The sequence below is a fragment of the Nonomuraea antri genome, from assembly GCF_013283785.1.
Lineage (GTDB): Bacteria > Actinomycetota > Actinomycetes > Streptosporangiales > Streptosporangiaceae > Nonomuraea > Nonomuraea antri.
Genome location: NZ_JABCPZ010000121.1, coordinates 1 through 25,145, shown reverse-complemented (window position 1 = coordinate 25,145; position 25,145 = coordinate 1). Strand labels below are relative to the sequence as shown.

The window sequence follows — 25,145 nt, the reverse complement described above, 5'->3', positions numbered from 1 at the left end:
GTCTAGGAGTCTAGAGCCTGGAAGCGCACCGCATCGCCACCGGTGATCCGCCGGATCTTCCCTCGGGATTCCAGCGTACGGAGGTGAGCGGCGGCTTCGCCGGCGGCCATGCCACGCAGCATGGTCGGTAAGTCATCCCATGGCCGGTTCCAGGTCATCATCGCGGCGACCTCCCATATGGTCAGCGGTTCTACGCGCTCGGCCATCTGGTCGCCGAGCCGTCCGAGTTTCTTCTCGTGATGGTCTCGGATCTCGGCGGCCCGTGCGGCAACATCCGGAAATATCCATTCATGGGCGGGCAGGGCGTCGAGCGGGCCCAGCTCGGCGACCCGTTCCAGCGACTCCAGGAAATCGGCCAACGGGTCGACGTCGTCGCGGTCGTACGGATAGATCCCGACATGCGGGGTGATGTCGGGCAGGACGTGGTCACCGGTGAACAGGCGGTCGGCGTCCTCCAGGTGCAGGCAGATGTGGCCGGGCGTGTGCCCGGGGGTGTGCACGGCACGCAGCTTGCGGCGCGGCAACTCGACCAGGTCGCCGTCACGCAGCTCGCGGTCGGGCAGCGCGGGCGGGGCCGGCCGGCCCGGCATCACCTGCGCCACCTCGGACGGATCGGCGCCCGCCCGCCTGAGCATCTGGGCCTGGAAGTCGTCGTGCTCGCCGTCGGCCATCCCGTGCATGAACCTGACCAGCGCCGCGTCCGCCTCGTGCATGGCGATCCAGGCCCCGGACGCCTCGCGCACCCGTCCGGCCAGACCGGCGTGATCGGGATGGAAATGGGTGACCACCACCCCGATGACCGACGCGACGTCGATCCCGAGCGTGGCGAGCCCGCCGCTCAGCGCCGTCCAGGCGTCCGGGTGGTTCCAGCCGGCGTCGATGAGGAGCGGGCCCTTGGGCGAATCCACGGCGTAGACGAGCGTGTAGCCGAGCGGATTGCCGGGAATCGGCACCGGCACGCTCCACACGCCGCCGCCGAGCTCCTGCGGCCGCTGCTGCGCGTACGGCGTGCGCCGTGACTTGGTCATCGCGGATCCCCCGATGGTGATGGACGCCGGTCAGCCGACGCGTTCGAGAATGGTGGCGGTGGCCAGCGCGCCGCCGGCGCACATGGTGACCAGCGCGGTGGCCGAATCGGCGCGTTCGAGCTCGTGCAGGGCGGTGGTGATCAGCCGGGCTCCCGTCGCGCCGACCGGGTGGCCGAGCGCGATGGCGCCGCCGTTGACGTTGACGCGGTCGAAGTCCGGATCGTGCACGCTCGCCCACGACAGCACCACCGACGCGAACGCCTCGTTCACCTCGAACCTGTCGATGTCGGCCATCGTCATCCCGGCGTTGGCCAGCACCTTCGCCGTCGCGTCGACCGGGCCGTCGAGGTGGTAGTACGGCTCCGCGCCGACCAGCGCCTGCGCCAGGATCCTGGCCCGGGGACGCAGCCCGTGCCGTGCGGCCGCCTCCTCGCTCATGACCAGCACGGCCGCGGCGCCGTCGGAGATCTGCGAGGAGGTGCCCGCGGTGTGCAGGCAGCCGTCGGCCACCGGTCTGAGCCCGGCCAGGCCGTCGGTGGTGGTCTCGCGTAAGCCCTGGTCGCGGCGGACCTCGCCGATGGGGACGATCTCGCGTTCGTAGCGGCCGTCCGCCCACGCCTTGGCGGCGAGCCGCTGCGAGCGCGCGCCGAACCAATCGAGCCGCTCGCGTGTCAGCCCGCGCCGGCGCGCGATGCGCTCGGCGGCGGTGAACTGGTCGGGCAGGTCGATGCGCCAGTCGTCGGGACGCGGCCTGGCGGGCAACACGTTGCTGCCCAGCGGCGCCCGGCTCATCACCTCGACCCCGCACCCGACGCCGACCTCGATCACCCCGGCCCTGATCATGGCCGCGGCCAGGTGCACCGCCTGCTGCGACGAGCCGCACTGGGCGTCGATCGTGGTGACCCCGGTCTGGTACGGCAGCCCCGCATACAGCCAGGAGTGCCGCCCGACGTGCCCGCCCTGCTCACCGGCCTGGGTGACGCACCCGGCGAACACCTGCTCGACGGCGGACGGGTCGAGCCCGGAACGGTCGACCAGCCCGTTCAGCGCGGCGGCCAGCACCTGCTGTGGCTTGAGCTCGGCCAGCCACCCGTTCCGCTTCCCGATGGGGGTGCGAACGGCTCCGACGATCACCGGTGTGCCCACAGTCGCCTCCAGAATCATGCTCTGGTCGTGACTGTAACGCGTTCTACTTTGCTGCGGAAGCCTCCGTTTCCGCAGGCAGCCTCTCCGGCAGCCCGAACGCCGCGAAGAGGCGCAGGTCGAGGAACTGGGAGACGTGGCTGACCTTGGCGCCGGTCAGTTCGAGCACCTGCAGCGAGAACGCGCGATAACCGGTCTCGTCCCGGAAATAGACGGCGAACGCCGGCTGGCCGTTGGCCTGGATCGGCACATACTTGAGATCGCCGGGCCCGGCGGCCGGGCACTTGAACGTGGCGAGCGCGACGATCGCGTCAGGGCCCTGGTACCAGCCGTCGAAGGGCGGCATCTCCCAGACCGCGTCCTTGGTGAACAGGTCGGCCAGCGCGGCCACGTCGTAGCTCTCGAACGCGGCCGCGTAGCGGTCGATCTGCTCGCGCTGCTCCTGCGACAGCGGCTCGACCGGGTCGTCGATGCTCGGCGACACCTCGTTGAGCTGGGCACGGGCCCGCTGCAGGCTGCTGTTGACCGCCGCGGTGGAGGTCTCGAGCGCCTGCGCGACCTCGGCGGCGCGCCACTTGAGCACATCGCGCAGGATCAGCACCGCGCGCTGCTTGGGCGGCAGATGCTGCAGCGCCGCGATCAGTGCCAGCCTGATGCTCTCGCGGGTGGTCACGATGGCGGCCGGGTCGTCGCCCGCCGCGCCCGCCATCGTGTCGCTCACCGGTTCGAGCCAGGGCACCTCGCCCCGCTCGACCAGCGGCGCGGTGGGCTCGCTGGCCGGCGCGCCGAGCCCGGTGGGCAGCGGGCGCCTGCTCCGGTTGTCGAGCGCGGTCAGGCACACCGTGGTGGCGATGCGGTACATCCAGGTACGAAGCGAAGAGCGGCCCTCGAACCCGTCGTAGGCCCGCCAGGCACGCAGATAGGTCTCCTGCACGAGGTCTTCGGCGTCGTGCACCGACCCCAGCATGCGGTAGCAGTGCGCGAACAACTCCCGCCGCATCGGGTCAGCCTGCCGGAGGAAGTCCTCGTTGGACGGCTTGTCGGTCATCCCCCCTGTATATCCGCGGCCACCGACAGAAACCGACGAGTTTCGGGTCCGCCGTGGGTCTACATGCGGAACACCCCATCGGCGCCGGCGGTCCGCGCGCCGAACGGGGTGCGCCCGGTTCCGGTGGTGGGCCAGGCCGGCCCCGCGGGGGCGGGCCGCCCGGCCCACCACGGGCCACGGGCCGCTCCTCAACCAGGAGGCGGCCCGGCCAAGAGGCGGCCCCGGCGGTGCGTCAGTGGGGGACGGTGAGGACGATCTTGCCGGTCGTCCGGTTGGTCTCGCCGAGTTCGTGTGCCTTCGCCGCGTCCTCCAGCGGCAGCACCGCCGCGACCTCCGCGCGCAGCCGCCCCGCCGCCACCAGCGCGGCCAGGGCGCGCAGCGCCGCGTGGTCCGGCTCCACCAGCATGGTCTCCGACCGGACGCCCAGCTCGGCGGCCGCCTCGGGCAGCGCACGGTCGAGGGCGGAGAGGGTGAGCGAGACGATCGTCCCGCCGGGCCGCAGCGTGGCCAGCGACCGGATCCCGTAGTCGCCGCCGATGGTCTCCAGCACCACGTCCACGTCGCGCACGACCTCGGCGAAGTCGGTGTCGCGATAGTCGATGAGCTCGTCGGCGCCGAGGCCGCGCACGAAGTCGTGCTTGGCCGCGCTGGCCGTGCCGATCACGTACGCGCCCCTGGCCTTGGCGATCTGCACCGCGAAGTGGCCGACCCCGCCGGCCGCCGCGTGCACGAGCACCCGCTGCCCGGAGCGGAGCCCGGCCGTGTCGACCAGGGCCTGCCAGGCGGTCAGGGCGGCGAGCGGGATCGCGGCCGCCTGGACGAAGTCGATGTTCTCCGGCTTTTTCGCGAAATGCCGGGCGGGTGCGGTGACGTACTCGGCGAAAGCGCCGTGCCCCTGCGGATAACGCAGCATGCCGAACACCTCGTCGCCCGGCTTGTGGATGGTCGTGCCGATGCCGACGGACTCGACCACCCCCGCCACGTCCCAGCCGAGCACGAACGGCGGATCCTCGCCCAGCAGGCCGCCGGTGGCCCGGCTCTTCCAGTCGGTGGGGTTGAGCCCGGCCGCCGCCACCCTGACCAGGACCTCGGTCGGCCCGGGCGTCGGCTTGCCGACCTCAACCAGCTTCAGCACCTCGGGCCCGCCCAGGGAGTCTTGACTGATCGCACGCATCTTCATGCCGACCAGCGTGCCCGGGTTCGGCAGGAGCCGCGAGTGGCCGGGCGGCCATTCACCGAAAGAACCCGGCCGCCGGAATCAGAGATCGTGGAACAGCCGGTCGGAGGCGATCTCGATGCGGCGCTGGATCTGGTCGTAGGTGCGCCGGCCGCGCAACATCTCCAGCAGCTCGTGCACCCACACGCTGGACAGCGACCCGGCCAGGGCCAGCTGCTCCTCGTTGGCCTGCTCGTACGTCAGCCCGTCGGCGGCGACGCGGAGCAGCAGCCCGGTCATGCGGTCGCCGAACGGGGTGTCGACCTCGGCCATGATCAGCGACCGGATCAGCGCGTCGGCCAGCTCCGGCTCGCGCATGAGACCCCGGGTGGCCCGCATCAGGACGTCGACGGCCCGCCCTGCCGGGGTGGCGGCACTCGGCGGACGGCGTTCGATGCTGCTCTCCAGCAGGTCGATCTCCTCGCCGACCACCGCGACGACCAGGTCCATCTTGGACGGGAAGTAGCGGTAGAGCGTGCCGAGCGCGACGCCGGCGCGCTCGGCGACCGTGCGCATCTGCATGGCCTCGACACCGCCCCTGGAGGCCAGCGCGGCGGCGGCCTGGACGATGCGCTTGCGGCGTTGGTGCTGGCTGCGCGTACGGACGCTGTGCCCTCCTGGGGTCGAGGGATGGCTCTCCATGGTCGCCTCGGTGTCTGTGGACGGCGCGGCCAATGACGCGTGCGGGGTACGCATGAGAACACGTTATCTGATTTCTCGATAACGCGGCTTGTTACTCACCGGTCACAAACAGCCTGTATACGCGCATGTCCGTGGCGCTACGGTGGTAAATCCCTACTTGTCGGTATGAATTGCCACTAGACAGAGATTAGAATCTGTTCTAGTTTGCGGTTCGGCTGACCGAGCGCTCGCTTGATGGAGGCGCGCAGATGACGGCGGACACGCTTGCGGCCCTGCTCATGGCCAGGGGCGAGGACGATCGTCCCGGACTTCGGTTCGAGGACAGGGTGTGGACGTGGCGGGAGCACGTTGCCGCGTGCCGTGCCGCAGGCGCCTGGCTGAGCGGGCGCGGCCCCGGGCTGCATGTGGGGGTGCTCAGCGAGAACGTCCCCGAACTGGTCTTCCTGATCGGCGGGGCGGCGCTGGCCGGGCACGTGGTGGTGGCGCTGAACCCGACCAGGTCGGCCGACGAGCTGGTCCGCGACGCGCGCGCCACCGACGTCGATCTGCTCCTGTGGGACGAGCCGCACGCCGACCTCGCCGGCCCGGTCGCGCGGGCCCTGGGCGTGGACTGCCTGCCGCTGACCGATCCGGCCGCGAACGGACCCGAGTCGGCCTCCACCGGACCCGATCCGGCTGCGGGCGGCCCCACTCCAGGGGAGGCCACCGCGGCCGAGCTGGTGATGCTGATCTTCACCTCGGGCACGTCCGGCCGCCCCCGCGCGGTCCGCGTCACCCAGCGCAAGCTCGCACTCCCCGGCGTGAGCCTCGCCGCCCTGCTCACCCCCGACGACGTCGTGTACTGCTCGATGCCGCTGTTCCACTCCGGCGCGCTCATGGCCGCCTACGCCCCCGCCGTGGCCTCGGGGGCCGCTGGTCCTACGCCGCCGCTTCTCGGCCTCCGGGCTGCTGCCCGATATCAGACGCCATGGCTGCACGTACCTGCACTACGTGGGCAAGGCGCTGTCGTACGTGCTGGCCACCCCCGAGCGGCAGGACGACGCGGCCAACCCGCTCAAGATCGCCTTCGGCAACGAGGGCAGCGCGATCGCGACCAGGCGGTTCGGCGAGCGGTTCGGCTGCTACGTGATCGACGCGTTCGGCTCCACGGAGACCGCGATCGCGATCACCCCCGACCCCTCGGGCCCGCCCGGCTGCCTCGGCAGGCTGCCCGACGGCGTCGAGATCCGCGACCCGTTCACCGGCGGACGCTGCCCGCCCGCCAGGCTCTCCGGCGGCCGGCTGCTGAACCCGGACGAAGCGGTCGGCGAGCTGGTGAACACCGCCGGGCTGGGCCTGTTCGACGGCTACTACCGGGACCCGGAGGCGGACGCCGAACGGATCAGGGACGGCGCGTTCTGGTCGGGCGACCTGGCCTACGCCGACGCCGACGGCTACGTGTACTTCGCCGGACGCGGCACAGAACGCCTCAGGGTGGACGGCGAGAACCTGGCCGTGGCCCCGATCGAGACCGCGTTACGCGACTACCCGGGCGTGATCGAGGCGGCCGTCTACCCGGTGCCCGACGCGGCGGCCGGCGACCAGGTCATGGCGGCCCTGGTGCTGGACAGGCCGTTCCGCCCGGCCGACTTCGCCGCCTTCCTGGCCGGACGCCGGGACCTCGGCCCCAAGTCCATACCCCGCTATATCCGCCTTTCCGGGGAACTACCGCAGACCCCGTCGAACAAGGTGATCAAGCGGATCCTGGCCCGGGAGTGCTGGCGGACCGAGGACCCGGTCTGGTGGCGTACCGGACGGGAGTACCGGCCGCTGACCGCCGAGGACGTCAAGGCCATCGAGGACGAGTTCGCCCAGCACGGCAGGCACCATCTCCTGGAGGTTTGATGGATTTCAAGCTCGAAGAGACCCAGCTGGACCTGAAGAACCTGGCCGCCGAGATCCTCGCCAAGGACGAGGCCAGGCTGGAGGAGGCAGGCCTGCTGAGCGTGTGCGTCCCGGAGGAGGCGGGCGGCGCGGGGCTCGGACCGGTGGAGATGGCCGTGGTGTTGTGCGAGGTGGGCCGGCGGGCGGCGGCGGTGCCCGCGCTGCCGGTGCTGGCCGGCACGCTGGCGCTGGCCAGGCTCGGCAGCGCGGAACAACAGCGCCGGGCCGGCCGCCCCGCGGTCGCGCTGCGCGAACCCGGCCGCGCGCTCGCCGACCCGCCGCTGACCTCCGCCAGGCAGGGCGAGGACGGCGGCTGGCTGCTGCACGGGCGCAAGACCGACGTGCTGCTGCCGGGACCCGAACTCGGCCCCGCCCTGGTGACCGCCGACGCCGGCCTGTTCCTCGTCACCTCGCCGGACGCGCCGGGGACATCTGTGAGCAGCGCGTTCACCGCGACCGGCGAGCCCGCGGTCACTCTCGTGCTCGACGGCGCGCCCGCCGAGCGGGTGGCCGGGCCCGAGTCGGTGGCCGACGTGCGGCGGTGCTTCACCGCGGCGGTGGCCGCGCAGGCGAGCGGCGTGCTGGCCGGGGCGCTGGAGCTGACCACCGGCTACATCCGCACCAGGCGGCAGTTCGACCGGGCGCTGGCCGAGTTCCAGGCGGTCACGATGCAGATCGCCGACGTCTACATCGCCGGCCGCGCGCTCGACGTGGCCATGTGGTCGGCCGCCTGGCGGCTGGGGGAGGGGCTGCCGGCCGAGGAGGACCTGGCCGTGGCCGCCTTCCACGTCAGCGAGGCGTTCCGGGCGCTGTACACCTGCCAGCACCTGCACGGCGGGCTCGGACTCGACGTCACCTACCCGCTGCACCGCTACTTCGCGCAAGCCAAGCACCTGTCGCACCTGCTCGGCGGCGCGGACGCCCAGCTCGACCTGATCGGAGCGCTCGCCTGATGCTCATCGACCTGACCTCCGGCCAACGCAGGCTCCGGGACGAGCTGCGCGAATACTTCCAGAACTGTCTCACCGAGGACGACCGCGCCAAGATCGCCGACGACCCGTTCGGCAAGGCGTACATGGACCACTGCCGGCGGCTCGGCCGCGACGGCAAGCTGGGCCTCGGCTGGCCGAAGGAGTACGGCGGCGGCGGGTACGGGCCGCTCGAACAGCAGATCTTCGCCAACGAGATCGCCCGCGCCGGGGTGCCCTACCCGATCATCACCGTGCAGACGGTCGGCCCCACGCTCATGCAGTACGGCACGCAGGCCCAGAAGGAGGAGTTCCTGCCGCGCATCCTGGCCGGCGAATGCCACTTCGCGATCGGCTACAGCGAGCCGGAGGCGGGCACCGACCTGGCCTCGCTCAGGACCACCGCGGTGCTGGACGGCGACCACTACGTCGTCAACGGCCAGAAGATCTTCACCAGCGGCGCGCACTACGCCCAGTACATCTGGCTCGCCACCCGGACGAACCCGGCGGCCAAGAAGCACAAGGGCATCACCATGATGATCGCCTCCACCGCCGACCCCGGCTTCTCCTGGACGCCGATCGTCACCATGGACGGCCGACACCACACCAACGCCACCTACTACAGCGACGTCCGGGTGCCCGCGGACATGGTGGTGGGCGAGGTGGACAAGGGCTGGGACCTGATCGTGAACCAGCTCAACCACGAACGCGTCACGCTCGGCCCGGCCGGCAACCTGGGCCAGACCTACGACCGCTTCCTGGCCTGGGCGCGGCGCACCGGGCTGGTCGACCAGCCGGATGTGCGGCGGGCGCTGGGCCGGGTACGCCTCGCCTTCCGCACGAACGAGCTGCTGAACTGGCAGGTCGCGGCCAACATGGACCTCGGCTGGCTGGGCGCGCCCGACGCCTCGGCCACCAAGATCTACGGCTCGGAGCGCATGCAGGAGATCGGCCGGGTGGTCTGCGACGTCCTGGCCAGGTACGGCGACCCGTCCGATCCTGAGACGGCCGAGCTCATGGCGCGCATGGATCACGGGATCAAGGGCGCGGTGGTGCTGACGTTCGGCGGCGGCGTCAACGAGGTGCAGCGGGAGCTGATCGCCATGCTCGGCCTGAGCCTGCCGAGGCCGCCCCGATGAGCCCGGAAGACGTGAGCCCGAAAGACGTGAACAGGGAACTGCGCGAACTGCACGAGTTGGCCGCCAAGCAGACGGCGCTGGGCGAGATCCGCGGCGCCCCGGCCGCCGACCCGGTCAACGCGCCGATGATCAGGCACTGGCTGGCCGCCATGGGCGACGAGAACCCGATCTACCTGGACCGGGGCCTCGCCCCGCCGGCCATGGCCCAGGTGTGGACCATGCAGGGCCCGCAGGACCGCCAGAAGGACGCCTCCCCGGTGGACGACCTGCTGACCGCGCTGAACGCGGCCGGCTACACCGGCGTGGTGGCCACCAACTGCGAGCAGACCTACCACCGCTACGCGCGGATCGGCGAGGTGCTGACCCCGGCCACCAGGTTCACCTCGCTGGCCGGGCCCAAGAAGACCGCGCTCGGCGAGGGCTACTTCGCCACCTGGACGGTCACCTGGTACGCCGACGGCGAAGAGCCGGTCGCCGAGATGATGTTCCGGGTGCTCAAGTTCCGGCCGCGCGAGAAGCGCCGGCCCTATCCGCTGAAACCGGCGGTGAACCAGGACACCGCGTTCTTCTGGGACGGCGTCGAGCGGGGCGAGCTGCGCATCCAGAGCTGCGCGGACTGCGGGGCGCTGCGCCATCCGCCCGGCCCGATGTGCCCGGACTGCCGCTCCGCCGCGCGCAGCCACGTCGTGGCGTCGGGCGACGGGGTCCTCTACAGCTACGTCGTACACCACCATCCCCCGGTCCCGGGACGTGAGACGCCTTTTGTGGTGGCCGTGGTGGAGCTGCCGGAAGGCGTGCGAATAGTGGGCAACGTCGTGGACTGTCCGCCGGAAGAGGTGGGTATCGGTATGTCATTGCGCGTGACCTATCGCTCCATGGACGATGACGTCATCCTGCCCATGTGGGCACCGCGGGAGTCGTGATGCGAACGCTGACACAGGACCAGGTCGAGTCAGGCGCGGTGCTGCCGGAGCTGGTCATCGACCTGACTCCCACCGTGGTCGTGTCCACCGCGCTGGCCACCATGGACTTCACCCCGGTGCACCACGACGTCGACAAGGCCCGTGCCCAGGGCTCGAAGGACATCTTCCTCAACATCCTCACCACGATGGGCCTGGTCGAGCGCTACGTCACCGACTGGGCGGGCCCCGAGGCGGTCATCCGGCGCATCAACGTCAAGCTCGGCGTGCCCGGATACGCGGGCGACCGGCTCAGCTTCAACGGCACGGTCGTGCGGCGCGAGGACGACGAGTTCACCGTGGAGGTGCGCGGCAAGGTGAGCCTCGGCGACCACGCCACCGCCACGGTCACCGTCGCGCTGCCCTCTCGGCACTGAATCCCTCTTTCAGTTTCTTCACGGGTCATAAGGAGTCGTCGTGCTGGGATCTCGTGCGGCCATCGCCGGAATCGGCGCCACCGAGTTCAGCAAGGAGTCGGGGCGCTCGGAGTTGCGGCTGGCCGCCGAGGCGGTGCTGGCCGCGCTCGACGACGCCGGCCTCACGCCGGGCGAGGTGGACGGCCTGGTCACCTACAGCCAGGACGCCAACCAGGAGATCGCCGTGGCCAGGGAGATCGGCGCGGGCGACCTGACGTTCTTCTCGCGGGTCGAGTACGGCGGCGGCGCGGCCTGCGGCACGGTGGCGCACGCCGCCATGGCCGTGGCCACCGGGATGGCCGGCACGGTCGTCTGCTACCGGGCCTTCAACGAGCGCTCGGGCCGCAGGTTCGGCCAGCCCAACGCCGGGCTCACCGGCCAGCCCTCCTCGCAGGGGCTGGAGATGAGCTGGCACGTGCCGTTCGGGCTGATGACGCCGGCCGCCTGGGTGGCCATGTTCGCCCGCAGGTACATGCACGCCTACGGGGCCACCTCCGCGGACTTCGGCCGGGTGGCGGTGGCCATGCGCAGGCACGCCGCGACCAACCCGGCCGCCTGGTTCCACGGGCGGCCGATCACGCTGGCCGAGCACCAGGCGTCGCGGTGGATCGTGGAGCCGCTGCACCTGCTCGACTGCTGCCAGGAGAGCGACGGCGCGGTGGCCCTGGTGGTGACGTCCGTGGAACGGGCCCGCGACCTGCGCAGGACCCCCGCCGTGATCGCGGCGGCGGCGCAGGGCTCCGGCACCGGGCAGATGATGATGACCAGCTACTACCGGGACGACATGACCGGCCTGCCGGAGATGTCGGTGGTGGGCGACCGGCTGTGGGACATGTCGGGCCTCCGCCCGGCCGACATCCAGACGGCCATCCTGTACGACCACTTCACCCCGTTCGTCCTGGCCCAGCTCGAAGAGCTCGGCTTCTGCGGCCGCGGCGAGGCCCCCGACTTCCTCAAGGACGGCGGCATCGAGCTGGGCGGCCGGCTCCCGGTCAACCCGCACGGCGGGCAGCTCGGCGAGGCCTACATCCACGGCATGAACGGCATCGCGGAGGCGGTGCGCCAGGTCAGGGGCACGTCGGTGAACCAGGTGCCGGGGGCGCGGAACGTGCTGGTGACGGCCGGGACCGGGGTGCCGACCAGCGGGCTCATCCTGTCGGCGGGTTGACCGTCGATCACCCAGGGTAGTCAAGCCTGTATGGGTGGATATTTGGGGATCTTGCAGCCCGAATTGAAGATCGACTGGACCAAGATGCCCACCTACAACACGATCATGGCGGTGGCCGCGGGCGTGGGGCTGCTGCTCGTGGTCTCGTTCGGGCGGCGGGTGCTGCGCGGCGACTCGCTGGAGCACGTGGACGGCTGGGCCCTGGCGTTCGCCGTGGTCGGCGCCATCCTCACCGTCACCGGGCTGCACATGACCCTGACCTGGCCGCTGGCCGGGCAGGGGTTCCCCTTCGACAACATCATCTTCGGCGAGCCGTCGCTGGCGTTCGGCGTGCTGTTGCTGGCCGCCGCCTTCTACCTGTGGAAACGCTGGGGACACGGCAACGGCAACGGGTTCACCGACCATCGCAAGGCGGTGGCCAGGGTGGCCGGTCCCGTATCGCTGTTCGTGCTGGGCATGGGGCTGGCCTGCTTCGGCATCGCGGCGGCGGGCTGGACGTACACGCTGTTCGCGGCACCGCCCCAGGAGCCCATCTCGGGCGCCTTCGCCGATCTGCCGCTGCTCGAAGCGTCGTTCATCTCCGGGCTGTACGTGCTGGTCGGGATCGGGGCGGTGCTGTTCCCCTTCGCGTTGCGGGCCAGGGGCGGCCCGCTCGCGAACGTCATCGGCGGCTGCTGGGGGCTGGCCGGGGTGGCGTTCCTGCTGTTCGGGGCGTTGAACTACTTCACGCACATCGGGCTGATCGTCAACACCATGTGAGTCACGGCCTGATCATCGGGACCGAGAAGAACACGATCATGGCGATGGCGACGCAGATCAGGAAGCCGACCGCCTCCCAGGCCCAGTCGTGGTGCCGGTCCCTGCGCGGCCGTCGCACCGGGCGTCGTGCGGGCCGCCGCACTGGGCGTCCCTTCCTGGCCTGGTTGCCCCGGCGTACCTGGGTGGCCTTGCGTGGCGGGGCATCCGTCCCGCGCGTGACCGGCGGGCGGGTGACGGCCGCCGCTGCCGGGCGGTCGTCCAGGCCGGTCGCGGGCTCCGCGAACTCGGCAGGCTCCGCGAGCTCAGGAATGGGCGCGGCAGGCGGGACGGGCGTCTCCACGGCGGGCGCGGGCATCAGGTACACCGGCTCGGCCGCCCGGGTGCGCGGCGTGAACAACGGCGCGGCCTCCCGATGGCCGCTCTCCCGGTGGCCGGTCTCCCGGTTGCCGGTCTCCCGGTTGCCGGTCTCCCGGTGCGCGATGTCCGGATGGCCGGTCTCCCGGTCGGCGGATCCCGGCCGGGCGGGGCCCCTGTGCACCAGCACGTCGCCCACCGCGGGCAACACCTGCGTCGGCGGCCCGCCGTCGTCCGGCGGACCGGCCGCCGGGGTGGCCGGCGGGGCGTCCAGCAGGTCGGCGGGGACCGGGGCGGACAGGAAGAACGGCTGCTCGCCAGGCGGCGGCGCGCTGATGAACGGCCGCCCGGGCGACCGCGGCCGCCGCGGCTCCATGAACTGCCGGACGCTGTCCACCGCGTCGTCGCGGCCGGGCCGCGCGGAGTCCAGCGCGCCCAGCGGGTCGCGCAGCCTCGGCATCGGCGCGGTCGTCGCCTCGTGGTCGGCGACGCTGCCCGGCGCACGCGGCGTCAGCAGCTCGGTCGGGAACAGCCCGGTGCTCGTCGCCGGGTCGCGCTCGCCCAGCGGCTGCGGCCACATCGGCGGGCTGGGCCAGCGCGGCTTGACGAACAGCGGCGCGGGTGTGGCCGCCTGGGAGCCGGCGACGTGGATGCGCAGCGTGGCGGGCGGCTCGGGCCAGGGCAGCCGGCCGAGCACGTCACGCAGCGGAGAGACCATGAGCGCGCCGTAGACGTCCGCGACGGGCTTGGACACCCGCCCGCCCGTGGACGCCAGCGCGAGCTCCAGCGCCTGTCTGTAGCGGTGCCGCGCGCCGAGCACCAGCTCCTCGGCGGTGTCGGTGGCGACGTCGAGCACCCAGGCCAGCTCGGCCAGGCCGAGCCCGCACACCTCGCCGAGCACCAGCACCTCGCGCTGGCTCGGCCGCAGCTCCCTGAGCGTGCGTTCGACGAGCGCGGAGGCCGGGTCGACGAGCGGGTCGACGACGGGCGGGGCGTAGACGATGTCACGCCGGTGGATCTCGCGGCGCGCGTAGGCGTAGAGAGCCGAGCGCGGCGGACCGCCTGCGGGCCCGTCGGTGGGCGCGGCGGAGATGACGGACGCGACGGCGTCCGCCGCCGAGCCCTGGTCACCGAGCTGGTCGGCGCAGTACGCGAACAGCCCGGCGGCATGGCGGTCGAAAAGCTCTGCGATCAGTTCGGCACGCGGGCGCTGACCGGTGAGCGGCTGGGACACGGGGCCGGTTCCTCTTGCTGAAAGTGCGGACGCTTGAGGGGTGAGGGGACGGCGTCGGAGATGGTGAACGTCATCATGCCAAGTCACCCGTGCCCGGCGCACTAGGAGATCGGGATTTCCTCCGATATCGCTGGTCAGTGAACCGGTTAAGCCGGGGGCGGAGGGGACAGAGGGGCACGGATCGCAATAGTCTGGGGTCTCGATAGATCATGCGGCGGTCGTGGCAGGGGGGCTGCGGCCCTGCCAGGAAGCGAGAGGTCGCGCGTGATCACATTTGACGCTGTCACCAAACGCTACCCAGATGGCACGGTCGCGGTGGACAACCTCTCCCTGGAGGCGCCCACCGGCGAGATCACCGTGTTCGTCGGCCCCTCGGGCTGCGGGAAGACGACGTCCCTGCGGATGATCAACAGGATGATCGACGCGTCGGACGGGCAGATCCTGCTCGACGGGACTCCGGTGCGCTCCATCGACCCGCCGACGCTGCGGCGCGGCATCGGGTACGTCATCCAGCAGGCCGGGCTCTTCCCGCACCGGAAGATCGTCGACAACGTCGCCACCGTGCCGTACCTGCTCGGCTGGGACAAGAGGAAGGCCCGCGCCAGGGCCATGGAGCTGATCGAGCGCGTCGGGCTCGACCCGGCGCTCGCCCAGCGTTACCCGTTCCAGCTGTCGGGCGGGCAGCAGCAGCGCGTCGGCGTGGCCAGGGCGCTGGCCGCCGACCCGCCGGTGCTGCTCATGGACGAGCCGTTCAGCGCGGTCGACCCGGTCGTGCGCACGAACCTGCAGGACGAGCTGCTCAGGCTGCAGTCCGAGCTGAACAAGACGATCGTCTTCGTCACCCACGACATCGACGAGGCGATCAAGCTCGGCGACCGGGTGGCGGTGCTGCGGGTCGGCGGCGTGCTGGCGCAGCTGGCCGACCCCAAGACGCTGCTGTCCGACCCGGCCGACGACTTCGTGCGCGAGTTCCTCGGCCACGACCGGGGCATCCGCCGCCTGCAGTTCGTCTCCACCGAGCAGCTACGCCTGCGCACCGACCTGACGGTGCGCGAGGCCGTCACCACTGACGAGCCGTGGCTGCTCGTCGTCGACGGCGACGACCGCCCGACCGGCTGGATCTCCAGGGACGACCCGGACCGGCTGGAGCCCTACGGCACCTACGTGCACGGGCGCGACTCGATGCGCTCGGCGCTCGACGCGGCGCTGCTGTCGCCGTCCGGCTGCTCGGTGGCCGTGGACGGCGACGGCCGGGTCGTCGGCGTGGCCACCAGGGAGGCGCTCGACGACGCGCTGTCGGAGGCCGCCGATGGATGACCAGCAGCCGCTGTTCAAATGGTCCTGGCTGACCGAGAACTGGGACAACGACAGCCCGACCAGCATCGTGACCCTGTTGCAGGCGCACGTGCTGATGGCCGGGGTGCCGATCGTGCTCGGCCTGCTGATCGCCGTGCCGCTGGGGCTGGTGTGCGTGCGCTGGCGCTGGCTGTACCAGCCGGTGTCCGGGCTGATGAACGCGGTGTACGCGCTGCCGTCGCTGCCGCTGTTCATGTTGCTGCTGGGCGTCACCGGGCGTCCCCAGCCGGCCACGGTGATCATCCCGCTGACGTTCTACGCGGTGGCCGTGCTGATGCCGGCCGTGGTCGACGGCCTGGGCTCGGTGCCCGAGCACGTCAGGCAGGCGGCCACGGCCATGGGGTTCACCCACATGCGCCGGCTGATCAGGGTGGACCTGCCGATCGCCGTCCCGGTCGTGCTGGCCGGGCTGCGCGTGGTGGCGGTCTCCAGCATCAGCCTGGTGAGCGTGGGCGCGCTGATCGGGCAGGGCGGGCTGGGCAACTTCTTCACCGACGCCTTCCAGCGCGACTTCTACACGCCGGCGATCGCCGGGATCGTGCTCATCGTGCTGCTCGCGCTGGTCGCCGACGGGATCATCGTCGCCGCGCAGCGGCTGCTCACGCCGTGGGTGCGGGCGAGGAGGGGCACGTGAACTGGCTGATCGACTTCTTCGGCGACCCGGAGAACTGGTCGGGGCCCGACGGCATCCCGATCCGGCTGCTGGAGCACCTGGGCTTCTCGGCGATGGCGCTGGCCCTGGCCGCGGTGATCGCTGTCCCGCTGGGCCTGCTGATCGGGCACACCGGGCGGGGCGGCCTGGTGGTCGTGGTGGCCGCGAACCTGGCCCGCGCGCTGCCCACGCTGGGCCTGCTGGTGCTGCTCGTGCTGATGCTCGGCACCGCGTCGCTGTGGCCGGTGCTGATCCCGCTGGTGGCGCTGTCGGTGCCGCCGATCCTGGTCAACACGTTCGAGGGGGTCAGGGGCGTCGATCCCGAGCTGCGTGACGCGGCGTACGGGATGGGGCTGCGCGGGCGGCAGGTGCTGCTCCAGGTGCTGGTGCCGGTGGCGCTGCCGTTGATCATGCTGGGGATGCGGCTGGCGGCCGTGCAGATCGTGGCCACCGCCGCGGTCGCGTCGTACGTCGGTCTGGGGGGTCTGGGCAGATTCATCATCGATGGTCTGGCCACTCAGGATTACTCACAGGTCGTCGGCGGTTCAGTGCTGATTGTGGGTTTCGCGCTGGCCGCACAGGCCGTGTTCACGATTGCTCAGAGGGTCACCGCGTCCCCGGGGGTGAGGCAGCGCGTACGAGTCGGTTAATGTCTGCAATACCTCCCGCTTAGAAGGGTTTTCTTCGATGAGACGCATTTTCGGCACGGCGGCCGCCATCACGTCGGTCCTGCTCGCCCTGACCGCATGCGGCGGCGGGGGCGGCAATCCGCTGACCACCACCAGCGCCACCCAGGGCGCGACCGGCTCGCCCGGATCGGGCACGGTGGTCGTGGGCTCGGCCAACTTCCCCGAGAACGTGCTGCTGGCCTCCATCTACGCCCAGGCGCTGAAGGCCAAGGGCGTGCAGGTGGAGGAGAAGCCGAACATCGGCAGCCGTGAAGTCCTCTACGACCAGATCAAGAGCGGCGGGCTCAGCGTGCTGCCCGAGTACAACGGCGCGCTGCTGGCCTACGTCGACAAGCAGACCAAGGCGGCCTCCACCGAGGACGTCAACGCCGAGCTGAAGAGCAAGCTCCCGGCCGAGCTGCAGATCCTCGACTCCTCCAAGGCCGAGGACAACGACTCGCTCACGGTCACCAAGGAGACGGCGGCCAAGTACAGCCTGACCACCATCGAGGACCTGGCCAAGGTGTCGAAGGACCTCGTGGTCGGCGGCCCGCCGGAGTTCCAGCAGCGCCGCGAGCAGCAGTTCAAGGACGTGTACGGCCTGGAGTTCAAGGAGTGGAAGAAGACCGGCGACACCACGGCCGACGCCATCAAGGACGGCACGGTGCAGGTCGGCAACGTCTTCACCACCGACCCGAAGATCCTGATCAACGGCATGGTGTCGCTGCAGGACCCGAAGAGCGTCTTCGCCGCCCAGAACATCACCCCGCTGGTCAACAAGGCGGCCGTGAACGAGACGGTCATCTCGACGCTCAACGCGATCTCGGCCAAGCTGACCACCGAGCAGCTGGTGGAGATGATGAAGAAGCTGTCGGTCGACAAGGAGAACGCGTCGACCGTGGCCAAGAACTGGCTCACCGCCAACGGCCTGGCGTGACCCGCCGCCGGGCCCTTCTTCCGGGGGCCCGGCGGGCCTCGGCGCGGCTCGCGTAGGGTCGTCGGGTGGGTGAGTTCACGGAGGCGATGGCCCAGCTGGCGGCCGGGGTGGCGGTCCTGACCGTGCGCGACGGACGCGACGATCTCGGCGCCACCGTCTCGGCGTTCATGTCCGTCTCGCTCGATCCGCCGCTGGTGCTGGTCAGCATGGGCAGCGGCGGCTATCTCAGCGAGGTGCTGCTGCGCCAGGACCGCTGGGCGGCCTCGCTGCTGTCGGCCGGTCAGGCGGCCATCGCCAGCCGGTTCGCCACGCCCGGCCGTCCGGGCGCGCGGCTGCTGCTGGCCGGCACCCCGCACCACCGCGGCGCGCACTCAGGCGCGCTGGTGGTCGAAGGCGGCGTGGCGGCGCTGGAGGTCGAGACCACGCAGGTGGTCCCGGCCGGCGACCACACGCTGTTCATCGCGCGGGTGCTCGACATCCCGTACGTGACCCCCGCCCTCCAGCCCCTGGTACGCCTGCGCTCCCGGTACCGCGTAGTGGATGCCTGATTTATCCCTTTACGTGGTCGGGAGATGGAGTTGTCCAAATCTCGGGTACTGGTGCGGTGATTCCACCCAGGGGGGCACCAGATGACGAATGTTCCTGTCGTTGTCGGCATCAATCGCACTCAGGATGGGTCCATCGCCGTCGCGGTGGGCGAATCCGGCATGTACAGCCTGCAAAAGGAGCGCATCAGCAGGCTCAAGCACCACTGGGGCCGGCTGGGCGACCTGCCCGACCGCTACCTGCCCGAGATGCCGCTGCTCAAGGAACCGGTCGACCTCGTGGTGGAGGGGTACTCGTCCGACCAGGAGATCGAGAACCTGGAGGCGTACCAGGAGGAGCTGCGCGAGACGCTCAACCTCAAGGAGGACACCCGGATCGTCCTCGTCTCGCACCACCTCACCCACCTGTACAGCGCCTTCTTCCCCTCGCCGTTCCAGCAGGCCGCCTGCCTGGTCATCGACGCGCAGGGCAGCCGGGTCAGGGACTTCACCGAACGCGTGGACCTGCCCCCGGGAACCCCCGACGACCTGCTCGAAGTCAGCTCGTTCTACCGCTGCACCAGGTCGAGGGTGGAATGCCTGGCCAAGCAGCTCTGGGACGGCGACTGGTCGCGTCCGGTCGGGCTCGGCTGCTTCTACGCCCTGCTGACCAGGATGCTCTGGCCCACCGGCGAGGGCAACGAGGGCAAGGTGATGGGCCTGGCCCCGTTCGGCGACCCCGCCCGGCTCGGCCTGCCCGACCTGGACGTACGCGGCCACGAGGTGTTCATCCCGCAGGCGTGGCTGCAGACGTTCAGACGGCACGACGCCTACGTCTACGAGCCCGAGGGCGAAGGCTTCTCCCGCGCCGCCGACCTGGCCGCCGCCGGGCAGCGCGCGTTCGAGAACGCGCTGGCCAGGCTGGCCGCCTGGCTGCACGCCCGCACCAGGCTGGACAACCTCGCCTTCGCCGGCGGCACCGCGCTGAACTGCTCGGCCAACGGCAGGCTCATCCGCGAGTCGCCGTTCCGCGAGGTGTTCATCCCGCCCAGCCCGCACGACGGCGGCACCGCCGTCGGCTGCGCGCTCTACGGGCTGATCGACCAGCTCGGGCAGCCGAGCGAGTTCCGCTGGACCAACGACTTCCTCGGCCCGGACCCGGACGAGAGCGAGATCGGCGCCGCCGTCCAGAGCCTGCCCGACGGCCTGGTCGCCGAGCAGCCGGAAGACCTGATCGCCGCCATGATCGACCTGCTGGCCGACGGCCGCGTGGTCGGGCTGCACCAGGGCCGCAGCGAGTCCGGGCCGCGCGCGCTGGGCAACCGCAGCATCATCGGCGACCCGCGCAGGCCCGAGATGCAGGACTACATCAACTTCGAGGTGAAGGGTCGCGAGTGGTTCCGCCCGCTCGCCCCGCTGGTCCTGGCCGAGCACGCCGAGCGCATCTTCGACGTCGACCGCCCGGCGCCGTTCATGCAGTACGCCGCCGACGTCCGCGAGGAGTACCGGCACCAGCTGCCCGGCATCACGCACGTGGACGGCACCGCCAGGCTGCAGACCGTCGAGCCGGAGAACACGCCGTTCCTGCACGCGCTGCTCACCCGCTGGTACGAGCGCACCGGCTCACCCGTGCTGATCAACACCTCGCTGAACGGTCCGGGCGACCCGCTGACCGAGACGCCGGAGCAGTCGATCGACACGCTGCTCAAGACGAACATGCACGCGCTGGCGATGCCGCCGTACCTGATCCGCAAGCGGCTGGAGCCGCCGGTGCCCGGCGCGGACTGGACGCGTCCTTAGCCGAGCCGGTCGAGCACGTTCCTGGTGATCTGCTCGACGGCCGGCGAGGAGCCGAGCCCGCGCACCCAGTCGGTGGTCGCGCCGGTGAAGACGGTCCCGCCGCCTCTGGTGAACACGCCCATGGTGGCGGCCGCGTTGCCGAAACCCCACCCGCTGGGCCGCGTGTCGCCCACGGCCAGGATCGTGAAGCCGTCCGGCGTGCCGTCCGCGCCGGTGGGCGAGTACGGCGGGCCCGCCTGCCGGTCGAACTCGGCGCCGTCGCACTCGTAGCCGACCAGGTACTCCTCGCGGCCGAACACGTCGCCGTCGGCCAGGCCGGTGCCGGCGTAGGCCCAGTGGCCGGCGTGCTGCACGCGGAACCCGACCGGGATCGGGTGCTCGTCGCGGTCGCGCTCGCCGCCGTTGCGGAAGCTGACGCCGATCATCGTGTTCTCCGGGGTGTCCGTCTCGTGCCAGAAGCCGACACGCGAGAACGTCAGCTCGTCCTGGAAGACCACCCGCCACCAGCAGGTGTTGCCGCCGAAGAACGCCGCGTTGCCGCCATCGGCGACGTGCCCTTTCACGGCGGCGCGCATCTCGTCGCTCCAGTACTCGTCGTGCCCGGCGCTGACCAGCAGCCGGTACGGGCGCAGCAGCTCCCGGCCCAGGCGGTGCAGGTCCAGGTCCGTGCAGTAGTCGACCGCGTAGCCCTGGCGCTCCAGCCAGGCGGCGAAGCGGCCGTCCCAGTGCACGTAGGTCTGGCGCGGCGTCGGGTCGAACGGGTCGAAGTTCGACACGTCGTACGGCGTCGCGCCGGTGCCGCCGCCCGGCCGGTGCAGCCCCACGCCCGGCGCCCGCCCGCCGGGGACCTCCTCCGGACGCGGCAGGTTGTACAGGCACCAGTGCCCCTGGACGGTCTCCGGATCGTATGGGCGGCCGTCGATCAGGTTGTAGGCGTGGTAGGTCAGCAGCGGCAGCTTGTACAACACGGGGGCGGCCGGGGCCGGCGGGCGCACCACGAACAGGGCCTTGCCCTCCCGCGCGTCGGCGGTCGTCCGGTCGGGCTCCGACAGGTCCTCGCCGTCGTCGTCACCCTCCACCAGGACGGCCACGTACACGCCGGGCTCCTCCGGGGCCGGGAACCGATAGGCGGGCCAGGGCGCCAGCGGCTCGCCGCGCAGCCCGACGCCCGGCCTGCCCCAGTCGTGGGACGGCAGGTGCGCGGGCGCGTGCACGCCCGGCAGCCAGGGTGACTTCTCCGACAGCACCAGGCCGTCGCCGCACCGGTGGAACTCCACGCGGAACCTGGGGGCGTCGGTGGAGACGCGCAGGGTCAGGGGGTGACCGGCGAGCGGGCTCGGCTGCTCAACGTAGCCTCGGATCACCGCCGATTCCTCACCCGGGCCGGGGCGAGGCAAACCCCCCGCGAGGTCAACCCCTCCCCAACCTCTGAGGTCAGCGGATGGTCCACCAGCCGGGGAGCGTGAGCGGGCCGGCGGCGGGCAGGCCGAGTTCGGCCGACAGCCGGGCCAGCGGACCCCACGCGTCGAGCCTGATCCTGGCCAGCGCCGCCGCCTTGTCGTCGCTGGACTCGGGCCCGCGCAGCCGTTCGAGTGGGTTGAGCCGCGGGTACGTGCGCACCGGCGCGTCGTCGGACAGCCCGGCGCGCTTCCTGGCCAGGCCGAGCGCGTCCTCGAGCCCGCCGAGCTCGTCGACCAGCCCGCCCGCCTGCGCGTCGGCGCCGGTCCAGACCCGGCCCTTGGCCAGCTCGTGCGCGCGCTCGCGGGTCAGGTCGCGGCCCTGGGCGACCTTGCCCACGAAGTCGTCGTAGATCCGGTCGAGCCAGGCGTTCACCCGCTCCCACTGCTCGGGGGAGAAGCCGCGCGAGGTGGAGAACATGCCGGCGTTGGCGCCCTCGGACACCATCTCCGAGTTCACCCCGAGCTTGCCCAGCAGCTCCGCCACCACCGGCTTGCCGCCGAACACCCCGATCGACCCGGTCAGCGTGCCCGGCTGGGCCACGATCACGTCGGCCGCCATGGCCACGAAGTAGCCGCCGGAGGCCGCCACGTCGCCCATCGAGACGATCACCGGCTTCACCTTGCGGGTGAGCACGACCTCGCGCCACACCGTGTCGGAGGCCACGTACGAGCCGCCCGGGCTGTCGACCCGGAACACCACGGCCTTGACGTGCTCGTCGCGCCTGGCCGCACGCAGCGCGGCGCTGATCGTGTCGGAGCCCATCGCGCCGCCGCCGCCCAGCGGGCTGCGCCCGCTGCGGCCGGTCTTGATCGGGCCGATGCCGTGGACCAGGGCGATGCCGTCGGCGGCCGGGTTCGGCAGCTTGCGCACCGCCGCGCCCCTGGCGTACCTGGAGACGAACTGCAGGTGGGCCTCGCCGCCCGCGGCCTGCTTGACCTCGTCGTACACCTCGTCGCGGTAGGCCAGCCCGTCGACCAGGCCGGCCTCGCGCGCCTCGGCGCCGATGAACGGCCCGCGGTCGAGCAGCTCGCGCACCTTGCCCGGGTCGAGCCTGCGGCCCTCGGCGATGCCGGCCACGATCTGCTCGATGACCGACTCGACGATGCGGGTCATCGACTCGCGGTGCGGCTCGGTCATGTGATCTTGAGTGAACGTGTTGGCCGCGGTCTTGTACTCGTGGCGCTGGCCCAGCTCGTAGCCGACGCCCAGCTTGGCCAGCGTGCCCTTGACGAACCGCTGCTCCACCGCCACGCCGGTCAGGCCGACGTCGCCGCTGGGCTGCAGGTAGACGCGTTCGAACGCGCTGGCCAGGTAGTACGGCACGGTGCCGCTGCCGAACTCGCCGAACGTCTCGCCGAAGGCGACGGTGAGCTTGCCCGAGGCGCGGAACTCGGTGACGGCCCGGCGCAGCTCCTGCACCATGGCCAGCCCCACCGGGTTCGAGCCGATCTTCACGATCAGCGCCTTGACCCTGGAGTCCTGCCTGGCCCGCTTGAGCCCGGACAACACGTCCGACAGCCGGGGCTTGCGCATGGACAACACCGCGGCGAGGGGATCCGCAGGCGGGCCCTCCGTGAGCCCCTCGGTGAGATCGAGCTCGAGCACCAGCGGGGCCGTGCGCCGCTGGCGAAGCCTGTCGACGGTTTCGAAGATCGCCTTGCCTGCGTCCATAGGGCCACCCTAAGCGTCAGGAGTCGGTCATGGGTGACCGGCTCCTGCCACGTGCGGACGGACGACCGTCAGACCCTCGGGTCGGCGTTGGGCCGGGACGCGGAGGTCGCCCTGGCCAGGTTGATGCGCGAGGTGGTGGTCCGGGTGCCGGCCGCGCTGTACGCGATGTTCGTGCCGGTGGCCTGGAGCCGCTGCAGGGCCTGGGCCACGGTGAAGTTCGGGTAGGCCTGCTTCATCACCGCGAACGCGCCCGCCACGTGCGGCGCCGCCATCGACGTGCCGCTCTTCTCGCCGTAGGTGTTGTCGGGCACCGCCGAGTTGATGGCCACGCCGGGGGAGAGCAGGTCGAGCAGCGCGCCCCGGTTGGAGAACACCGCGATCGAGCTGCGGTCGTCGGTGGCGCCCACGGCCACCGCGGACGACACGCAGGCGGGGGAGGCGACCGCGTTGGCGTGCCCGGCGTTGCCCGCCGCGACCACCGGCGCGACCCCGAGGCCGACGAGCGCGTCGAAGTTCGACTTGAGCGCGCCGGCGCTCGACTCGGCGTCGCAGTGCACCTGGTGCGCCCGGCTGGTGCCCAGGCTCAGGTTGACCGCCGCCACGTTGTGCTGCCTGGCCACCCGCGCGACGTATTCGAGCGCCAGCTTCTGGTCGGAGGTGTAGCTCAGGTAGCACGGCGTGGACGCGCCGGACGACGCGCACGTCAGCGCCCGGTCCACGCGGCTGAACACCTGGATGGGCAGCAGGCCCGCGGCGGGCGCCACGCCGTCGGACGGCGCGCCCGCGGCCCGCCGGCCCGCCGCGATGCCCGCCACGTGCGTGCCGTGCGAGCACTCGTTCTTGCCGGCGACCAGGCACTGCGGGATCTCCGCGTTCGCCGCGCCAGGACCGCTCTGGTTGGGCTGGTTGTTCGGGCAGAGCGAGACCGTGCCGTCGCCGGTGTCGGAGGTGGAGAAGCAGGCCTCGTCCACGATCCGGCCGGCGAAGAACGGGTGGTCGCGGTCGATGCCCGTGTCCAGGACGGCGACGGTGGTGCCCTTGCCGGTCCAGCCCGACTCGTTCGCCCGGTCGGACCGGATGAGCTGCGTGCTGGCGTCCAGGCTGGCCACGCTCAGCTCGTCCTTGTAGACGGCCTGGACGCGGCTGTCCTTCCTGAGCTTGTCCAGGGAGGCCCGGTCCACCTTGGCCACGAAGAAGTTCGACGACTCCGCCGTCTTGGCGACGCGGCTGCCGGCCGAGGCCTGTTCGAGGTCGGCGGCCACGGCCGCGGCGTTCTCGCCCGGTTTGAGCTCGATGATGGACCGGACCGAGGCGTTGTTCTCGATCTCGTCGATGAGCGCCGGGCTGATGGTCGGGTCACCCGTGTCGTAGGTGTCCGCCCCCAGCGAGGGGGCGGCGACGAGCGCGGTGGACATGGCGGCCAGCGCCACGGCGCCGGCCAGTGGAAACCGTAGCCTCACTTGTTCCTCCGAAGGGGTCACACCGGCCGGGTGTGACGTCAGGGCCGAGCCGTGGAAGACGGCTGTTCACCCTCGGAGACCTCCCCACCTGCGACATCCGTGATGTCGGTGACAGATGGAGCCAGAGGAACGATGGTGATGATTTTGCTTTCCGATCTCCGCTCTCTCAGGTGATGGGCTTGAGCACGTTCTTCGCCGCCCGCTTCAGCGCCGCGCTGGATGCGTTGCTGCTCTGGCGCACCTTCTCGGCGGCCTTGAGCGCGGTGGTGCCGTTCGTGCCGTGCACCCAGTTCAGCCAGGCCGTCAGCAGCGCGCTGTCGAGCCGCTGCCTGCCGGTGTCCTTGGCCTTCAGCACCCGGTACGCCTTGCCCAGCGACGACGCCTTGGTCAGCTCGGGGAAGACCTTGCTCGCCTTGTGCACCAGCTTCAGGTAGCAGGTGAGCGTGGCGTCGGGGATCGTGCCGCTGCTGCGGTGGATCTCCACGGCCCACTGCTTGGCGGTGAGCTTCTTGCCGGCCGTGCCGCGCGTGCAGACCGCGGCCGTGGCGGTCGGCGTGGGCGTCACGGTGACCGTCACCGTCACGGTGGGCAGCGGGACCGGGGTGGGCTGCGTCGGGGT

23 protein-coding genes and 1 pseudogene are annotated in these 25,145 nt (G+C 71.4%); 14 read left to right on the top strand and 10 right to left on the bottom strand.

Annotated features, from left to right (window positions below; genetic code table 11):
* Positions 1–2 precede the first annotated feature (2 nt).
* The 5 genes from HII36_RS32405 to HII36_RS32385 all read right to left on the bottom strand — a co-directional run bounded on the left by HII36_RS32405 (position 3) and on the right by HII36_RS32385 (position 5,077).
* Positions 3–1,028, bottom strand: coding sequence for an MBL fold metallo-hydrolase (locus tag HII36_RS32405; protein ID WP_173527094.1), 1,026 nt, complete (start codon positions 1,026–1,028; stop codon positions 3–5).
* Positions 1,029–1,058: 30 nt separating this feature from the next.
* The gene (locus HII36_RS32400) at positions 1,059–2,174 is read right to left on the bottom strand and encodes a steroid 3-ketoacyl-CoA thiolase (protein WP_173527093.1); all 1,116 of its coding nucleotides are present in this window, start codon (positions 2,172–2,174) and stop codon (positions 1,059–1,061) included.
* 43 nt (positions 2,175–2,217) lie between these two features.
* Complete coding sequence (locus HII36_RS32395) at positions 2,218–3,219, bottom strand: sigma-70 family RNA polymerase sigma factor (protein WP_173527092.1); 1,002 nt, start codon at positions 3,217–3,219, stop codon at positions 2,218–2,220.
* Between the two features lie 232 nt (positions 3,220–3,451).
* Complete coding sequence (locus HII36_RS32390; RefSeq protein WP_173527104.1) at positions 3,452–4,393, bottom strand: NADP-dependent oxidoreductase; 942 nt, start codon at positions 4,391–4,393, stop codon at positions 3,452–3,454.
* 84 nt (positions 4,394–4,477) lie between these two features.
* A complete protein-coding gene (locus HII36_RS32385; RefSeq protein WP_236004085.1) occupies positions 4,478–5,077 on the bottom strand; it encodes a TetR family transcriptional regulator in 600 nt (199 codons plus the stop codon).
* A gap of 248 nt (positions 5,078–5,325) precedes the next feature.
* On the opposite strand from HII36_RS32385, the pseudogene HII36_RS58110 reads away from it, so the two are divergent.
* The 8 genes and pseudogenes from HII36_RS58110 to HII36_RS32350 all read left to right on the top strand — a co-directional run.
* Positions 5,326–5,931, top strand: a pseudogene (locus HII36_RS58110) (AMP-binding protein); the annotation flags it as partial.
* Between the two features lie 58 nt (positions 5,932–5,989).
* Positions 5,990–6,961, top strand: coding sequence for an AMP-binding protein (locus HII36_RS58105; RefSeq protein ID WP_328807985.1), 972 nt, complete (start codon positions 5,990–5,992; stop codon positions 6,959–6,961).
* Entirely contained in the window at positions 6,961–7,953 is a 993-nt protein-coding gene (locus HII36_RS32375; protein WP_173527090.1) for an acyl-CoA dehydrogenase family protein, read from the top strand. Before HII36_RS58105 ends, HII36_RS32375 begins: the two co-directional genes overlap by 1 nt.
* A complete protein-coding gene (locus HII36_RS32370; protein ID WP_173527089.1) occupies positions 7,953–9,107 on the top strand; it encodes an acyl-CoA dehydrogenase family protein in 1,155 nt (384 codons plus the stop codon). The genes HII36_RS32375 and HII36_RS32370 overlap by 1 nt, the downstream gene beginning before the upstream one ends.
* A gap of 11 nt (positions 9,108–9,118) precedes the next feature.
* Complete coding sequence (locus HII36_RS32365; RefSeq protein ID WP_328807984.1) at positions 9,119–10,030, top strand: bifunctional MaoC family dehydratase N-terminal/OB-fold nucleic acid binding domain-containing protein; 912 nt, start codon at positions 9,119–9,121, stop codon at positions 10,028–10,030.
* Positions 10,030–10,443 carry a MaoC family dehydratase gene (locus HII36_RS32360; RefSeq protein ID WP_173527087.1) on the top strand — a complete coding sequence of 138 codons (414 nt, stop codon included), beginning with the start codon at positions 10,030–10,032 and terminating at the stop codon, positions 10,441–10,443. Before HII36_RS32365 ends, HII36_RS32360 begins: the two co-directional genes overlap by 1 nt.
* A gap of 43 nt (positions 10,444–10,486) precedes the next feature.
* The gene (locus HII36_RS32355) at positions 10,487–11,650 is read left to right on the top strand and encodes a lipid-transfer protein (RefSeq protein ID WP_173527103.1); all 1,164 of its coding nucleotides are present in this window, start codon (positions 10,487–10,489) and stop codon (positions 11,648–11,650) included.
* 51 nt (positions 11,651–11,701) lie between these two features.
* Complete coding sequence (locus HII36_RS32350; protein ID WP_236004080.1) at positions 11,702–12,409, top strand: DUF981 domain-containing protein; 708 nt, start codon at positions 11,702–11,704, stop codon at positions 12,407–12,409.
* Position 12,410: 1 nt separating this feature from the next.
* Here HII36_RS32350 and HII36_RS32345 read toward each other — a convergent pair whose 3' ends face one another.
* On the bottom strand, positions 12,411–13,997 hold the full coding sequence (locus HII36_RS32345; protein ID WP_173527085.1) for a hypothetical protein: 1,587 nt from the start codon (positions 13,995–13,997) through the stop codon (positions 12,411–12,413).
* 264 nt (positions 13,998–14,261) lie between these two features.
* On the opposite strand from HII36_RS32345, the gene HII36_RS32340 reads away from it, so the two are divergent.
* From HII36_RS32340 to HII36_RS32315, 6 genes are all read left to right on the top strand, one after another.
* Positions 14,262–15,314 carry an ABC transporter ATP-binding protein gene (locus HII36_RS32340; RefSeq protein WP_173527084.1) on the top strand — a complete coding sequence of 351 codons (1,053 nt, stop codon included), beginning with the start codon at positions 14,262–14,264 and terminating at the stop codon, positions 15,312–15,314.
* A complete protein-coding gene (locus HII36_RS32335; protein ID WP_173527083.1) occupies positions 15,307–15,987 on the top strand; it encodes an ABC transporter permease in 681 nt (226 codons plus the stop codon). Before HII36_RS32340 ends, HII36_RS32335 begins: the two co-directional genes overlap by 8 nt.
* Positions 15,984–16,655: an ABC transporter permease gene (locus tag HII36_RS32330; protein WP_173527082.1), complete on the top strand. Its 672-nt coding sequence runs from the start codon at positions 15,984–15,986 to the stop codon at positions 16,653–16,655. Before HII36_RS32335 ends, HII36_RS32330 begins: the two co-directional genes overlap by 4 nt.
* A gap of 37 nt (positions 16,656–16,692) precedes the next feature.
* Positions 16,693–17,610, top strand: coding sequence for an ABC transporter substrate-binding protein (locus HII36_RS32325; protein ID WP_173527081.1), 918 nt, complete (start codon positions 16,693–16,695; stop codon positions 17,608–17,610).
* 65 nt (positions 17,611–17,675) lie between these two features.
* Positions 17,676–18,158, top strand: a complete 483-nt coding sequence (locus HII36_RS32320; protein WP_328807983.1) for a flavin reductase family protein — start codon at positions 17,676–17,678, stop codon at positions 18,156–18,158.
* 159 nt (positions 18,159–18,317) lie between these two features.
* Complete coding sequence (locus HII36_RS32315; RefSeq protein ID WP_236004079.1) at positions 18,318–19,934, top strand: carbamoyltransferase family protein; 1,617 nt, start codon at positions 18,318–18,320, stop codon at positions 19,932–19,934.
* Here the strand turns inward: HII36_RS32315 and HII36_RS32310 are convergent.
* The 4 genes from HII36_RS32310 to HII36_RS32295 form a co-directional block, all read right to left on the bottom strand.
* Complete coding sequence (locus HII36_RS32310; protein ID WP_173527079.1) at positions 19,931–21,298, bottom strand: N,N-dimethylformamidase beta subunit family domain-containing protein; 1,368 nt, start codon at positions 21,296–21,298, stop codon at positions 19,931–19,933. The genes HII36_RS32315 and HII36_RS32310 overlap by 4 nt on opposite strands.
* Before the next feature lie 70 nt (positions 21,299–21,368).
* The gene (gene sppA, locus HII36_RS32305; protein WP_173527078.1) at positions 21,369–23,066 is read right to left on the bottom strand and encodes a signal peptide peptidase SppA; all 1,698 of its coding nucleotides are present in this window, start codon (positions 23,064–23,066) and stop codon (positions 21,369–21,371) included.
* A 68-nt stretch (positions 23,067–23,134) separates the two neighbouring features.
* Positions 23,135–24,526, bottom strand: a complete 1,392-nt coding sequence (locus HII36_RS32300; RefSeq protein WP_173527077.1) for a S8 family peptidase — start codon at positions 24,524–24,526, stop codon at positions 23,135–23,137.
* Positions 24,527–24,692: 166 nt separating this feature from the next.
* The coding region (locus HII36_RS32295; protein ID WP_217370239.1) for a hypothetical protein at positions 24,693–25,145 on the bottom strand (453 nt) is incomplete at its 5' end.